The sequence below is a fragment of the Reyranella sp. genome, assembly GCF_965249915.1.
In the GTDB taxonomy this organism is placed as follows: Bacteria; Pseudomonadota; Alphaproteobacteria; order Reyranellales; family Reyranellaceae; genus Reyranella.
The window spans coordinates 5,043,021-5,057,377 of the sequence record NZ_OZ252257.1; the positions used below are offsets into that span (position 1 = coordinate 5,043,021).

The 14,357-nt window shown below is 68.0% G+C and carries 12 protein-coding genes; 6 read left to right on the plus strand and 6 right to left on the minus strand.

Features of this window, described 5'->3' with window-relative positions; translation table 11 throughout:
- The 3 genes from ACP15H_RS24815 to ACP15H_RS24825 form a co-directional block, all read right to left on the minus strand.
- Positions 1-1,242, minus strand: coding sequence for a threonine ammonia-lyase (locus ACP15H_RS24815; RefSeq protein ID WP_425068803.1), 1,242 nt, complete (start codon positions 1,240-1,242; stop codon positions 1-3).
- 150 nt (positions 1,243-1,392) lie between these two features.
- Positions 1,393-2,736, minus strand: coding sequence for an NAD(P)/FAD-dependent oxidoreductase (locus ACP15H_RS24820; RefSeq protein ID WP_425068804.1), 1,344 nt, complete (start codon positions 2,734-2,736; stop codon positions 1,393-1,395).
- A gap of 91 nt (positions 2,737-2,827) precedes the next feature.
- A complete protein-coding gene (locus tag ACP15H_RS24825; protein ID WP_425068805.1) occupies positions 2,828-2,995 on the minus strand; it encodes a DUF1674 domain-containing protein in 168 nt (55 codons plus the stop codon).
- A gap of 59 nt (positions 2,996-3,054) precedes the next feature.
- Between ACP15H_RS24825 and htpX the strand changes: the two genes are divergently transcribed.
- Positions 3,055-3,999 (plus strand): zinc metalloprotease HtpX, encoded by a 945-nt coding sequence (gene htpX, locus ACP15H_RS24830; RefSeq protein WP_425068806.1) that lies wholly within the window; start codon positions 3,055-3,057, stop codon positions 3,997-3,999.
- 163 nt (positions 4,000-4,162) lie between these two features.
- On the opposite strand, the gene ACP15H_RS24835 is transcribed toward htpX, so the two are convergent.
- Positions 4,163-5,215 (minus strand): DNA recombination protein RmuC, encoded by a 1,053-nt coding sequence (locus ACP15H_RS24835; protein ID WP_425068807.1) that lies wholly within the window; start codon positions 5,213-5,215, stop codon positions 4,163-4,165.
- 62 nt (positions 5,216-5,277) lie between these two features.
- On the opposite strand from ACP15H_RS24835, the gene ACP15H_RS24840 reads away from it, so the two are divergent.
- From ACP15H_RS24840 to rnk, 4 genes are all read left to right on the plus strand, one after another.
- Positions 5,278-5,973: a pyrimidine 5'-nucleotidase gene (locus ACP15H_RS24840; RefSeq protein WP_425068808.1), complete on the plus strand. Its 696-nt coding sequence runs from the start codon at positions 5,278-5,280 to the stop codon at positions 5,971-5,973.
- Positions 5,970-6,914: a ketopantoate reductase family protein gene (locus tag ACP15H_RS24845; RefSeq protein WP_425068809.1), complete on the plus strand. Its 945-nt coding sequence runs from the start codon at positions 5,970-5,972 to the stop codon at positions 6,912-6,914. The genes ACP15H_RS24840 and ACP15H_RS24845 overlap by 4 nt, the downstream gene beginning before the upstream one ends.
- Before the next feature lie 8 nt (positions 6,915-6,922).
- Positions 6,923-7,855 (plus strand): ketopantoate reductase family protein, encoded by a 933-nt coding sequence (locus ACP15H_RS24850; protein WP_425068810.1) that lies wholly within the window; start codon positions 6,923-6,925, stop codon positions 7,853-7,855.
- A 195-nt stretch (positions 7,856-8,050) separates the two neighbouring features.
- Positions 8,051-8,461: a nucleoside diphosphate kinase regulator gene (rnk, locus tag ACP15H_RS24855; protein WP_425068811.1), complete on the plus strand. Its 411-nt coding sequence runs from the start codon at positions 8,051-8,053 to the stop codon at positions 8,459-8,461.
- A 3-nt stretch (positions 8,462-8,464) separates the two neighbouring features.
- Here rnk and ACP15H_RS24860 read toward each other — a convergent pair whose 3' ends face one another.
- Positions 8,465-9,082 (minus strand): LysE family translocator, encoded by a 618-nt coding sequence (locus ACP15H_RS24860; protein WP_425068812.1) that lies wholly within the window; start codon positions 9,080-9,082, stop codon positions 8,465-8,467.
- Positions 9,083-9,209: 127 nt separating this feature from the next.
- A complete protein-coding gene (locus tag ACP15H_RS24865) occupies positions 9,210-11,510 on the minus strand; it encodes an NADP-dependent malic enzyme (RefSeq protein WP_425068813.1) in 2,301 nt (766 codons plus the stop codon).
- Positions 11,511-11,720: 210 nt separating this feature from the next.
- Between ACP15H_RS24865 and mutS the strand changes: the two genes are divergently transcribed.
- On the plus strand, positions 11,721-14,351 hold the full coding sequence (mutS, locus tag ACP15H_RS24870; protein ID WP_425069961.1) for a DNA mismatch repair protein MutS: 2,631 nt from the start codon (positions 11,721-11,723) through the stop codon (positions 14,349-14,351).
- Positions 14,352-14,357 lie beyond the last annotated feature (6 nt).

Below are 14,357 nucleotides of genomic sequence, written 5' to 3' on the forward strand. Positions count from 1 at the left end.
TTACGCGTCCGCCCCCTCCAGGACGCGGACCGTGAAGCCCTCGGCCTGGAGAGCGGTGACCAGTTCGCGGGCATGGTCGCGGTCGCGGGATTCGACGGTGACGTCGAGCTCGGTCGATTTCGCGACGACGCTGCCGAACAGGCGCTGGTGCTGCACTTCCACGATGTTGCCGCCGGCGCCGCCGATCAGGCCGGCGACGCGGGCGAGCTGGCCGGGCAGGTCGGGGATCATCAGGCGCAGCCGCACGATGCGGCCGTCGCGGACCAGGCCGCGCAGCAGGACCGAGGCCAGCAGGCGGGTGTCGATGTTGCCGCCGCACAGGATCAGCCCGACCTTGCGGCCGGCGAAGACTTCGGGATGGGCCAGCAGGGCCGCCAGGCCGGCGGCGCCGGCGCCTTCGGCCACGGTCTTCTCGACCTCGAGGAACAGCGCGATGGCGTGCTCGATCGCCACCTCGTCGACCGCCAGCACGCGGTCGACCAGCGCGCGGGCGATGGCGAGCGGCGTCCGGCCGATGTCGCGCACGGCGATGCCCTCGGCGATCGTGTCGCCGCCCACCGTCACCGGCTCGCCGGCCAGGAGCTGGCGCATGGCCGAGTAGCCGGCCGATTCGACGCCGATCATCCTCACATCGGGCTTCAGTCCGCGCGCGGCGACGGCGCAGCCTGCCAGCATGCCGCCGCCACCGACCGGCACGACCAGCGTGTCGAGCTCCGGCGCGTCCTCCAGCATCTCCAGCGCGATCGTGCCCTGTCCGGCGATAATGCGCGGATCGTCGTAGGGATGGACGAAGACCAGCTTCTCGGCGTCGGCCAGGCGATGGGCTTCGGCCGCCGCTTCCGCCAGCGTGTCGCCCTTCAGCACGACCCGCGCGCCGTGGCCGCGCGTGTGCTTCACCTTGGTGTTGGGCGTGAAGGACGGCATGACGATGGTGGCGGGAATACCCAGCCGGCCGGCGTGATAGGCGACGCCCTGGGCATGGTTGCCGGCCGACATGGCGATGACGCCGCGGCGGCGCTCCTCGTCGGTGAGCTGCAGCAGCGTGTTCAGCGCACCGCGCTCCTTGAACGAGGCGGTGAATTGCAGGTTCTCGAACTTGATCCAGACATCGGCCTTGGCGATGCGCGACAGCGTCTCGCTGCGCAGGCAGGGCGTATGCACGACGGCGCCCTCGATGCGCGCCGCCGCGGCGCGGACATCGGCGAGAGAGACGGGGAGAGACGGGATTGAAGGGTTGGTCATATCGAGGTCGCTGTCATTGGAGCGCGCAACTCCAGTTGCGCTCATATGTTGCCGGTCGATGAGGTGTGAGCGCCACTGGAGTGGCGCGCTCCATTGAACCGTTCACTCGTTGGTGCTGCGCTCGGCTCCGGTCGAGATGACGGAGTGTTTCTAAGCCATCTTGCGGTCGAGCCAGTCGCGGGTGCGGTAGAGGGCGCCGATCAGCGGGAGATAAAGCGAGGGATCGCCGTTGTAGAGCGGATGCTCGGGGAACTCGCGGCCGTCGAAGGCATTGACCGGGGCGTTGGAGCCGCCGGCGATCTTCTTGGCCGTCTGGGTGCCGAGATAGGTCATCATGGCGACGCCGCTGCCGTTGCAGGCGAGCAGGTAGTGCATGCCGTCGTCCTGGCCCATGTGCGACATCGAATCGAGCGCGAAGGCCACGTTGCCCGTCCAGACATGGGTGATGCGGATGCCCTTCAGCTGCGGGAACCGGTCGATCATGTACTGGTAGAGGATCGGCGCGCTGACTTCCGGCGGCGCCGCGGTGAAGCGGGCGCGGCCGCCGAAGATCATGTGCTTGGCGTCGGGCGAGGGCCGGTAATAGGTCAGCACCCGCTTGGTGTCGCCGATCGAGCGCTGCAGCGGGATCAGCTCCGTCGCCGGCATCGGCAGTTCTTCGGTGGCGATGATGTGGCTGGCCACCGGCACGACGCGCATCTTCAGCTTCGGCGTCAGGTCGCCGGTATAGCCGTTGGTGGCGATGACGACTTCCCGGCAGGCGATCGGGCCCTTGGCGGTCAGCACGCGCCAGCCGCTGCCGGTCTTCGCGTCCTTCGTCTTCTCGATACGCTCGGCCTCGACCTCGCCGCACAGGACCGCGCCCTGGGCGTGCGCGGCTTCGAGCAGGCCCTTGTAGTAGCGCGCGGGGTGGAGATTGCCGCCGCTCTTCACGTACATGCCGCCATAGTAATAGTCGGACGCCATCATCTCGCGCACCCGCTCGCGCGGGATCATCTCGGCGCCGACATGGGCGTACTTGTTGAACATCTCGACCTTGCGCGCCTGATCGTCGTAGTGCTTCGGTGTCCAGGCGCCGGTGAAGCGGCCGTTGGTGATCAGGCCGCAGTCGATCTTCTCGCGGTGGATGATGTCGATCAGGGTCTGCAGCGAATCCGCACCACTGCCCAGGAACGCCGCCTTGTTGGCTTCGAACTCGGCCTCGACCTTGGGGTTCTTGCCGCCCAGTCCCTTGGCGATGTTGGTGCCGCCCGAGAGCATGCCGCCGTTGCGCGTCGAGGCGCCGATGCCGAACACGCCGCGCTCCAGCACCACGCAGTCGATGCCGTTGCGCCGCAGCTCCAGCGCCGTCGACAGGCCGCCATAGCCCGCCCCCACGATCACCACATCGGTCTTGGCGGGAGGATCGACGCTCAGCGCGTTGTTGGGCGTCCACGCCTCCCACCACCAGGGTTGCGCCTTGAAGCTGGGGTGGAAGATGTCGGCTTTGCTCATGGGGTCACTCGCAATTCATCGTTCGAGCGATGAGAGGCAGTCTTCGTGCCACTGATAGATCCCTCGCTGCGCTCGGGATGACTGACTTCTTTCAGAAGTCTGTCACCTTGCCGTTGAACTGCCAGTCGCCGTAGCGGGTGGGCTCGGGGCCGGGCGGGCCGCCGATCTCCTCGACCTTCTTCGGCTTCTCGGGGACGGGGGGTGTTGCCGGGTCGGCCTTGGGCGGTTCCGGCGGGGTGGGCTTGCTGGTGTCGGTCATGGAAGCATGATGCCTGTCCCTACCTTGATTCGCCACTTTTGCAGACCAACTTACCCGGCATGAATTACGTCAAGACCGCCCTCCTGCTCGCCGCGCTGACGGGCTTCGTCCTCGTGGCGGGCTACCTGCTGGGAGGCCAGACCGGCCTCGTCATCGCCCTCGTCGCCGCGCTGGGCATGAACCTCTTCGCCTACTGGAACAGCGACCAGATGGTCCTGCGCATGGCCAACGCCCAGGAAGTCGGGCCGGAGAATGCGCCGGAGCTGTTCAACATCGTCCACGAGCTGGTGCAGCGCGCCGGCCTGCCGATGCCGCGCGTCTACCTGATCGACGAGGACCAGCCCAACGCCTTCGCGACCGGCCGCGATCCCGAGCATGCCGCCGTGGCCGCGACCACCGGCCTGCTGCGCCACCTCAGCCGCGAGGAAGTGGCCGGCGTGATGGCGCACGAGCTGGCCCATGTCCGCCACCGCGACACGCTGATCATGACCGTGGCCGCGACCCTCTCGGGCGCCATCGGCATGCTGGCCAGCTTCGGCGGCCTGATGGGCGGCGGCCGCGATAGCGAGGGCCGGCCGCTGGTCAATCCGATCGTCGCCATCGCCGCGATGATCCTGGCGCCGATGGCCGCCATGCTGGTGCAGATGGCGATCAGCCGCGGCCGCGAATACGAGGCCGACCGCATGGGCGCGGAAATCTGCGGCCAGCCGCAGTGGCTCGCCTCGGCGCTGGCCAAGCTGCATGCCGGCACGCAGCAGATCCACAACGAGGCGGCCGAGCGCAATCCGGCGACCGCCCACATGTACATCGCCAACCCGCTCGCCCTGGCCGGCGGCATGTCGAGCCTGTTCTCGACCCACCCGCCGATGGAGGAGCGCATCGCGCGCCTGCAGGCGATGGGCGGCCAGAGCTACGCGCAGCCGCGGCAGGCCTCGTCGGCGCCCCGAAGCGGCCCGTGGGGCAATCCCGCGCCACAGGCCCCGCGCCGCGGGCCGTGGGGTTAAGGCGGGCGCAACAAAGAAGCCCGTCATCTCGACCGGAGCCCCGAAGGGGCGGAGTGGAGAGATGTTCTCTCCACCTAACGCCGGCTAATCGTCGAGAGCAGGTCTCTCCGCTCCGCCTCGCTGCGCGAGGCTTCGGTCGAGACGACGGAGGTTTTTTTGCCCGCTAAACCTTCGGCGGCAGTGCCACCGGCTCCTCGCCGAGGTCCACCGCGAGGATGCGCTCGCCGCGGCGGGTGATCGCCGTGGTCGAGGTGTCGATCTCGCGCAGGTCCTTTTCGGTCTGCGCGAAGTGCTTCTTCAGATTGTCGACCCGGTCGTCGAGCCGCTTCACGTCGCCCAGGATCAGCCCGACCATCTTCTGGATCTCGCCGGCCTGCTCGCGCATGCGCACGTCCTTCAGGACGGCGCGCACCGTGTTCAGCGTCGCCATCATGGTGGTCGGCGACACGATCCACACCCGCGCCCTGTAGGATTCCTCGACCAGGCCGGTGAAGTTGGCGTGCAGCTCGCCATAGACCGCTTCCGAGGGCAGGAACATCAGCGCCGATTCGGCGGTCTCGCCGGGCACGATGTATTTGCTGCGGATGTCGGCGATGTGCTTGCGGATCGCCTGCTGGAAGGCGCGCTGCGCCGCCAGCAGCGCCGCGCCGTCGCCCGCCGGCACCGCCCGCAGCAGGCTGTAGCTCTCCAGCGGGAACTTGGCGTCGATGGCGATCGAGCCCGGCGGGTTGGGCAGCTTCAGCAGGCAGTCGGCCCGCACGCCGGTCGAGAGCGTCACTTGGAAGTCGTAGGCCGAGGGCGGCAGGGCGCTCTGGACCAGGTCGTTGAGCTGGACCTCGCCGAAGGCGCCGCGCGCCTGCTTGTTGGACAGGACCTCCTGCAGGCTCACGACCTGGGTCGACAGTTCGCCGATCTTCTTCTGCGCCTCGTCGATGCGGACCAGCCGCTCGCGCAGGTCGGTGACGATCTGGCCCGTGGCCTTCTCGGTGCGGTCGAGGCGTTCCACGACAACCTTGGCCAGCGCCTGCTCCTGCTCGCGCAGCGACTTCTCGACCCGCTGCACGGTCTCGGCCTGCTGGCTCAGTGCCAAAGCGAGCTGCTGCTGCATGCGCTGCTCGGCCTCGCGGCTGCCGCCGCCCTGGCGCATCAGCACCGCGACCAGCACGACGACCAGCGATGCGACGGCGGCGAGGAGGGCGATCGTCAGGATATCCATTGTCCTTCCTTATAATGCGCCGGCTCGACAAGCGCACGGCTGGCCGGTAATCCAAGCGTCCAATGGCTCGCAAATACGATCCCCCCGCGCACGATCCGGACGTGTGGCTGTTCGATCTGGACAACACGCTCTACCCGGCGCGCTGCAACCTGTTCTCGCAGATCGACGTGCGCATCGGGCGCTACATCGCCGACTGGCTGAAGGTCACGCCCGAAGAGGCGCGGATCGTGCAGAAGCAGTACTGGCGCGACCACGGCACCTCGATGCGCGGGATGATGACCCTGCACGGCGTCGATCCCACGCACTATCTCGACTACGTACACGACATCGACTACTCGCCGGTCGAGGCCAATCCGGCGCTTGAAGCGTCGCTGCGCGCGCTGCCGGGCCGCAAGCTGATCTTCACCGCCGGCGACGTGCCGCACGCCGAGCGCGTGATGGAGCGGCTGGGCGTGTCGCATCATTTCGAGGCGATCTTCGACATCGCCGCGGGCGAGTACTGGCCCAAGCCGCATCCGCAGATCTACGAATCGCTGGTGAAGAAGCACGGTATCGATCCGACGCGCGCCGCCTTCGCCGACGACATCTCCGTCAACCTGAAGCCCGCCGCCGACATCGGCATGCGCACGGTGTGGATCCGCACCGACGAGAGCGTGAAGCGCGCGGCGGATGCCGATCTCAGCCACATCCATCACCAGACCGACGATCTCGCCACATGGCTCGGCGACTGGCTGACCGAAAGGAACCTCAAGCCGTGAAGATCCTGATTCTGGGCGCCGGCGCGGTCGGCGGCTATTGGGGCGCGCGCCTCACGCAGGCCGGCATCGATACCACCTTCCTGCTGCGCGAGAAGCGCGCCGAGAAGGTGCGCCAGGAAGGCCTCGTCGTGAAGAGCCCGAAGGGCGACGCCGTCGTGCCGGTCAAGGTCGTGACCAGGGGCCCAGATGGAGCCATAGAGGGCGGGCCCTATGACGTCGTCGTGCTGGCCTGCAAGGCCTACGATCTCGATTCGGCGATGGAGTCCATCGCACCGGCGGTCGGACCGGACACGGTCATCGTGCCGATGCTGAACGGCCATGCCCACTTCGCCGCGCTCGACGCGAAGTTCGGCGCGGCGCACGTGGCCGGCGGGCTCGCCCGCATTTCCGGCATGCTGGGTCCCAACGGCGAGATCCTGCACAGCGGCGCCTCGGGCGTGTCGTTCGGCGAGCGTGACGGCAAACCGGCGCGCGCGGCGCTGGTCGAGCTCGACGCGGCCTGCAAGAAGGCCGGCATCGACGGTGGGCTCAACCCCAACATCAACCAGGATCTCTGGGACAAGTGGATCATGCTGTCGACGATCGCCGGCATGTGCGCTTCGATGCGCGGCACGATCGGCGACATCATGGAGAGCGAGGACGGCGCGGCGATCGTCGCCGAGACGCTCGAGGAGAGCCGCAAGGTCGCCGTCGCCGAGGGCCAGCCGCCGAGCGACAAGGTCGTGGCCAACCTGAAGGGCATGCTGACGGCCAAGGGCTCCAAGGCCGTGGCCTCGATCCTGGGCGACATGGAGAAGGGTGGCGCGGCCGAGGGCAAGCAGATCGTCGGTGACATGCTGGCGCGCGCCCGCAAGCACGGCATCGCCGCGCCCAACCTGCGCTATGCCTACGCCCATCTGCAGACTTACGAAGCCCGCCGCGCGCGCGGTGGATTGAAGTAGAGGTTGCCATGAAGATCCTGATCCTCGGCGCCGGCGCGATCGGCGGCTATGTCGGCGGACGCCTGCAGCAGAGCGGTACCGACGTGACGTTCCTCGTGCGCGAGAAGCGCAACGAGGCGCTGCAGCGCGACGGGCTGGTGATCAAGAGCACCAAGGGCGACATCACCCAGAAGGTGAAGACGATCACGAACGGCGCCGAAGGCGGGCCGTACGACGTCGTGCTGCTGACCTGCAAGGCCTACGACCTCGACTCGGCGATGGACGCCATTGCCCCGGCGGTCGGCGCCAGCACCACGATCGTGCCGCTGCTGAACGGGATGCGCCATCTCGAGGCGCTCGACGCCAGGTTCGGTGCCGAGAAGGTGGTGGGCGGTCTGGCGCGGGTCGGCGTCGCCATGAACGGCGAGGGCCATATCCTGCACACGAGCCCGTTTGCCGTCATCTCGTTCGGCGAGCGCGGCGCTGCGCCCGCGCGCAAGGCGCTGACGGATCTCGATGCCGCCATCAAGGCGTCGGGCATCGACGGCGGGCTGAACGCCAACATCGTCCAGGACCTCTGGGACAAGTGGATCATGCTGTGCACTTTGGCCGCGACCTGCTGCCTGATGCGCGGCTCGTCCGGTGACGTGCTCGAAGCCGACGAGGGCCTGGCGATCGTGCTGGAGACGGTCGAGGAAGGCCGCAAGGTCGGGGCGGCCGCGGGGCACGACCCCGGCGAGAAGGGCCTCAAGACCATCCGCTCGTTCCTGACCGTGAAGGGCTCGAAGTTCACCGCGTCGATGCTGCACGATCTCGAGAAGGGCGGCATGGTCGAGGCCGACCATATCGTGGGCGACATGATCGCCCGCGCGAAGAAGGCCGGAATCGCCACCCCCAACCTGCGCCTCGCCTACGCGCACCTGCAGGTCTATCTCGCGAAGCGTGCACGCAAAGCGGCTTGAAAGCCGGCACCGGAGGGGCTTAACTCCTCCTCATGAACTTCTCGGCCCCCTATTCGCGCGTGCCGCGACGGAACCATCCGATCGCGGAAGCGTAGTCCCCGAGCCGGCCATTGTGTCCCGGCATCGGGGCACGATCGCATTTGCGCGATCACCGATTGAATCCCATTCGTCTCATCAAATGCAGGAGCATCCGCGATGCCCGCCGTTGCACGTAATCGTTCCGTCCCCAACATCGTGGTCAGCGACGCCGACTGTGACCGCCTGACAGACCTCGCCACCGCGTCGCTGGAGCGGCTGCCGGAAGTGGCCGAGGAGCTTCTGGCCGAGATGGAGCGCGCCAAGGTGGTGAGCAAGGACAAGGTGCCGGCGGACGTCGTGCGCATGGGCTCGACGGTCACCTTCCGCTCCGACGCCGGCACCGATGGCGAGCAGCACGAACTCACCGAGACGTTGGTCTATCCCGCCGACGAGGACAGCGACGCGCACAAACTGTCGGTGATGACGCCGGTCGGTGCAGCGCTGATCGGCCTCGCGGTCGGCCAGTCCATCTCGTGGACGGCGCGTGATGGCCGCAAGCACCGGCTCACCGTGGTGAAGGTTTCCTGACCTTCACGGCTTGAAGCGCAGCAGGGCTGCGCCGAAGCCCACGAAGACGGCGCCGCTCGCGCGATTGAGCCAGCGGCGCCAGATCCCGTGCATCAGGCGGTCGGCGAGCTTGCGCCCCGAGAGCGCGTAGATCGAATAGAAGAACAGCTCGGCGCCCAGGAAGGTCGCGACCATCAGCGCGAACTGCGGGCCCCAGGCGCGCGCGGGGTCGATGAACTGCGGAAAGAACGCCGCCGCGAAGACCAGCAGCTTGGGATTGCTGATGCCCACCAGGAAACCGTCGCGGAACAGCGCCACGCCCGACGTTGCGCTGGAAGGCGGTGGCGCCTCGTCGGCGACGGGCTCGCGCCAGACCTGGATGCCGAGATAGACCAGATAGGCGGCGCCCGCGATCTTCAGCACGTCGAAGGCGCCTGGCAGGGCCAGCAGGAGCGCGCTGAGGCCGGCGACCGACCCCGTCAGCATCAGCACCAGCGCGGTGAGGCAGCCCGCCACGCCGATGAAGGCGGGTCCCAGCCCGAAGCGGATGCTGCGCGTCGTCACGTACAGCACGTTCGGCCCCGGCGTGCAGGAGATCAGCACGACGGCGCCGAGATAGAGCCACCAGGTTTCGAGAGTCACTTAAGCGCCTTCCTGGAACCGAATATCCGTCGTCTCGACCGGAGCGCCCCCTCGGAAGCCCTCGGGGCGGGTTCCGCCTCGCGGCGCAAGCCTGCGGTCGAGACGGCGGAATTTATGACTCCGACCCCTACCTCCGGGCGATGAGCGCTCCGTACGCGGCCAGTGCCGCGTGGTTCACGAGGTCGCTCACGGTCGCGCCCATCTGCACGATCTGGACGGGCTTGGAGAGGCCGTCGATCACCGGGCCGATCACCGTCACGCCGCCCAGCGACTGCATCAGTCGCGAAGAGATGTGGGCGGAGTGCAGGCCCGGCATGATCAGGATGTTGGCCGGGCCGGTGAGGCGCGTGAACGGATAGGTCGACTTCAGCAGCTCGTAGTCGAGCGCCATGTCGGCCTGCATCTCGCCGTCATACTCGAAGTCGACCTCTTCGGCGTCGAGCAGGCGGATCGCCTTGCGGATGCGGTCGATACGCTCGATCTCGCGGCTGCCGAAGTTCGAGAAGGACAGGAAGGCGACGCGCGGTTCGTGACCCATCATGCGGGCGTTCTTCACCATCTGCTTGGCGATGGTGGCGAGCTGCTCGGGGCTGGGCGTCTCGTTGATCGAGGTGTCGGCGAGGAACACCGTGCCCTGGCGCGAGACGACGATGGAGTATCCCATCGGCACCTTGCCTGCTTCGATGTTGATCACGCGCTTCACGTCGGCATAGCACTCGGGGAAGCGCCGCGTGATGCCGGTCACCATGCCGTCGGCGTCGCCCGCCGCCACCATGCAGGCGCCGAAGACGTTGCGGCCCTGGTTGACCATGCGCTGCACGTCGCGATGCAGGTAGCCGTCGCGCTGCAGCCGCTTGTAGACGAGGTCGGTGTAGGGCCCGTTCTTGGTCGACAAGCGGGCATTGTGGATTTCCAGGCCCGACGCGTCCTTGATGCCGAGCGTCTTCATGCTCTCGAGCACCTGCTCTTCGCGGCCGATCAGGATCGGCGTGCCGTAGCCGTTGTCGCGGAACATCACGGCGGCGCGGATCGTGCGCTCCTCCTCGCCCTCGGCGAAGACGATGCGCTGCGGATTGGCCTTCACCTGCTCGAACAGGCTCTGCAGGAAATGGCTGGTCGGATCGAGGCGGCCCGAGAGGCTGCGCTTGTATTCCGCCATGTCGGCGATCTTCTTCTGCGCGACGCCCGAGTCCATGGCCGCCTTGGCGACGGCGGCGGAGACCTCGACGATCAGGCGCGGATCGAACGGCACCGGCACGATATAGTCCGGTCCGTAGCGCAGGCGGCGGCCGGAATAGGCGCGATCGACTTCGTCGGGCACGTCCTCGCGGGCGAGCTTGGCCAGCGCCTCGGCGGCCGCGACTTTCATCGCCTCGTTGATCGTCGTGGCGCGCACGTCGAGCGCACCGCGGAAGATGTAGGGGAAGCCCAGCACGTTGTTGATCTGGTTCGCGTAGTCGGAGCGGCCGGTGGCGACGATCGCGTCACCGCGGGCTGCATGCACGTCCTGTGGCGTGATCTCGGGATCCGGATTGGCCATGGCGAAGATGATCGGCTTGGCGGCCATCGACTTCACCATTTCCTTGGTGACGGCACCCTTGACCGAGAGGCCGAAGAACACGTCGGCGCCCTCCATCGCCTCCGCCAGGGTGCGCGCCTTGGTGCGCACCGCATGGGCGCTCTTCCACTGGTTCATGCCCTCGGTGCGGCCCTGGTAGATGACGCCCTTGGTGTCGCACAGGATGGCGTTCTCGTGCGGCATGCCCATCGCCTTCACGAGCTCGATGCAGGCGATCGAGGCCGCGCCGGCACCGTTCACCACCATCTTGATGTCCTTGATGTCGCGCCCGGTGAGGTGCAGCGCGTTGATCAGGCCGGCCGCCGACACGATCGCCGTGCCGTGCTGGTCGTCGTGGAAGATCGGAATGTTCATCAGCTCGCGCAGGCGCTGCTCGATGATGAAGCACTCCGGCGCCTTGATGTCCTCGAGGTTGATGCCGCCGAAGGTCGGGCCGAGATAGCGCACGCAGTTGACGAACTGGTCGACGTCCTTGGTGTCGACCTCGAGGTCGATGCAGTCGACGTCGGCAAAACGCTTGAAGAGGACGGCCTTGCCCTCCATCACCGGCTTGCCGGCCAGCGCCCCGATGTCGCCCAGGCCCAGCACGGCCGTGCCGTTGGAGATCACGGCCACCAGGTTGCCCTTGATCGTGTAATCGTAGGCGGTCGAGGGGTCCTTCTCGATCGCGAGGCAGGGGGCGGCAACGCCCGGCGAATAGGCCAGTGCCAGGTCGCGCTGGGTGACCAGCGGCTTGCTGGCGATGATCTCGATTTTCCCGGGCCGCCCCGTGCGATGCATGATCAGCGAGTCGCCGTCGAGATCGCCCATCTGGTTGCTGACCATTTCTTCCGAGCTTTTGCTCGCCATCTGCTTTTTCTCTCCCAATTGAGCACGCATATTGGCGGTATTCCGCCGCGCGTGCCAGACACCCATCCCGCGCTGCAGCGCAACTTCCATGCCCAAATATCGTCCACCCGTCGTCCACATGGACCGCTCTGCGGCGTGTGCTAGACCGAACCTCTCCCGAGGAAGCATTCAGTGTCCGACAGTTCCGCGATTCCCGCCGAGGCCACGCCGATGATGCGCCAGTATCTGGCGATCAAGGCTGCGCATCCGGACCATCTGGTGTTCTACCGGATGGGCGATTTCTACGAGCTGTTCTTCGACGATGCGGTGAAGGCTTCGGCGGCGCTCGACATCGCGCTGACCAAGCGCGGCCAGCATCTCGGCGAAGACATCAAGATGTGCGGCGTGCCGGTGCACAGCCACGAGGCCTACCTGTCGCGGCTGATCCGCCAGAGCTTCAAGGTCGCGGTCTGCGAACAGGTCGAGGACCCGGCGGAGGCCAAGAAGCGCGGCGCCAAGTCGGTGGTCGAGCGCGCCGTGGTGCGGGTCATCACCCCGGGCACCCTGACCGAAGACTCCCTGCTCGATGCGCGCAGCCACAACTACCTCGCGGCCCTGTCCGAGGCGCAGGGTGACCTGGCGCTGGCCTGGCTCGATCTTTCGACGGCCGACTTCGCGACCCAGCCGCTGCTGGCGGGTCAGTTGGCGGCGGCGCTGGCCCGGCTGTCCCCGGGCGAGCTGCTGGTGCCCGACCGGCTGCTGGCGCGCGAACCGCTCAAGACCGTGCTGGAGGAGTGGAATTCGGTCCTGACGCCGCTGCCTTCGGCCCGCTTCGACAGCGACAATGCCCGCAAGCGCCTGCTGCAGGCGTTCAACGTCGCGGCGCTGGAGAGCTTCGGCGATTTCTCGCGCGCCGAGGTCGCGGCCTGCGGCGCCCTGCTCGACTATGTCGAGCTGACCCAGGCGGGCAAGCGGCCGGCGCTGGTGCCGCCGCGTCGCGAGCGTGCCGACGGCACGATGGAGATCGATCCCGCGACGCGGCGCAATCTCGAGCTGGTCAAGAGCCTCGACGGGCGCCGCGACGGCAGCCTGCTGGCCACCATCGATCGCACCCTGACCGGCCCGGGCGCGCGCCTGCTGGCCGAGCGCATCGCCGCCCCTCTGACGGATCGGGCCGAGATCGAGCGCCGGCTCGACCTGGTGCAGCTCTTCGTCGAGCGGCCGGCCGTGCGCGAGCGGGTGCGCGAGGCGCTGCGCCGCACGCCTGACATCGAACGCGCCCTGCAGCGTCTGTCAGTCGGCCGCGGCGGCCCGCGCGATCTCGCGGCCCTGCGCGACGGTCTCGCGTCGGGTGAGGCCCTGGCCCAGTCGCTGCGTGCCGAGCCGGAAGCGTTGCTGCCGCCGCCGGCGCCTCTGGCCGAAATCGTCATGTGCTGCTCCGACCACGGTGCCATCGTGGCGGCGCTCGCGGAGGCGCTGGCCGAAGAGCCGCCGCTCCTGGTGCGCGACGGCGGCTTCGTGCGGCAGGGCTACCGGCCCGAGCTCGACGAGCAGCGGACCCTGCGCGACGACAGCCGCAAGACCGTGGCCGGCCTCGAAGCCAGATACCGGACCGCGACCGGCGTGCCGTCGCTCAAGATCCGGCACAACAACATGATCGGCTACCATATCGAGGTGACGGCCACGCACGCCGACAAGCTCGACCTGGCGGCGCTCGGTTTCACGCGGCGGCAGTCCATGTCGAACGCCACGCGGTTCAGCACGGCCGAGCTGGCCGATCTCGAAACCCGCATCGGCCGCGCCGCCGACCAGGCGCTGGCGCTGGAAATCGCCGTGTTCGAGGAGCTGGTCGCCAAGGTCATGGCGGTGTCGGCGTCGATCGCCTCGGCCGGCCGCGCTCTGGCGTGGCTCGACGTCGCCTCGGCGCTGGCCGAGCTGGCCGCCAGCAGCAACCATGTGCGGCCGACGCTGACCGACGATCCGGCCTTCGCCATCGAGGGCGGCCGCCATCCCGTCGTCGAGGCGGCGCTGGCCCGCCAGAACGGCGCGGGGTTCGTGCCGAACGACTGTTATCTCGGCACCGACCGTCGCCTGTGGTTGCTGACCGGTCCCAACATGGCCGGTAAATCGACCTTCCTGCGCCAGAACGCCCTGATCGCCGTGATGGCCCAAGCCGGCGCCTTCGTGCCCGCGAAATCCGCCACCATCGGCATCGTCGACCGTCTGTTCAGCCGCGTCGGCGCCGCCGACGATCTGGCGCGCGGCCGTTCCACCTTCATGGTGGAAATGGTTGAGACCGCGGCCATTCTGAACCAGGCAACGGCGCGGAGCCTGGTCATCCTCGACGAGATCGGCCGCGGCACCGCCACCTTCGACGGCCTGTCCATCGCCTGGGCGACCTTGGAACATCTGCACGACGTCAACAGATGCCGCGCACTGTTCGCCACGCACTATCACGAGCTGGGCGCGCTCAGGGAGCGGCTCGACGCGCTCGCCCCCTACACGATGCGCGTCAAGGAATGGCAGAACGAGGTCGTGTTCCTGCACGAGGTCGCGCCCGGTGCGGCCGACCGTTCCTACGGCATCCACGTGGCCCAGCTCGCCGGCCTGCCCGCCGCCGTCGTGTCGCGTGCCGAGGAAGTTCTGGCTGTGCTGGAGAAGGGCGACCAGTCCAGTGCGGTCACGCGTCTGGCCGACGACCTGCCCCTCTTCGCCGCCGCCCCGTCCCGTCCCGCGAGCGGCACGGCGAAGACAAAGGAGTCGGCAGTCGAGAAGGCCCTGGCCGAGATCAACCCCGACGAACTCTCTCCGCGCGAGGCGCTCGAAGCCCTTTATGCGCTGCGTCAGCGACTGCCGGGATAGTCATTG

Excerpts from the sequence above, each read along its gene's own strand:
- ACP15H_RS24815 (WP_425068803.1), bottom strand. The coding sequence starts at position 1,242 with ATGACCAACCCTTCAATCCCGTCTCTCCCCGTCTCTCTCGCCGATGTC.
- ACP15H_RS24820 (WP_425068804.1), bottom strand. The coding sequence starts at position 2,736 with ATGAGCAAAGCCGACATCTTCCACCCCAGCTTCAAGGCGCAACCCTGG.
- ACP15H_RS24825 (WP_425068805.1), bottom strand. The coding sequence starts at position 2,995 with ATGACCGACACCAGCAAGCCCACCCCGCCGGAACCGCCCAAGGCCGAC.
- htpX (WP_425068806.1), top strand. The coding sequence starts at position 3,055 with ATGAATTACGTCAAGACCGCCCTCCTGCTCGCCGCGCTGACGGGCTTC.
- ACP15H_RS24835 (WP_425068807.1), bottom strand. The coding sequence starts at position 5,215 with ATGGATATCCTGACGATCGCCCTCCTCGCCGCCGTCGCATCGCTGGTC.
- ACP15H_RS24840 (WP_425068808.1), top strand. The coding sequence starts at position 5,278 with ATGGCTCGCAAATACGATCCCCCCGCGCACGATCCGGACGTGTGGCTG.
- ACP15H_RS24850 (WP_425068810.1), top strand. The coding sequence starts at position 6,923 with ATGAAGATCCTGATCCTCGGCGCCGGCGCGATCGGCGGCTATGTCGGC.
- rnk (WP_425068811.1), top strand. The coding sequence starts at position 8,051 with ATGCCCGCCGTTGCACGTAATCGTTCCGTCCCCAACATCGTGGTCAGC.
- ACP15H_RS24865 (WP_425068813.1), bottom strand. The coding sequence starts at position 11,510 with ATGGCGAGCAAAAGCTCGGAAGAAATGGTCAGCAACCAGATGGGCGAT.
- mutS (WP_425069961.1), top strand. The coding sequence starts at position 11,721 with ATGATGCGCCAGTATCTGGCGATCAAGGCTGCGCATCCGGACCATCTG.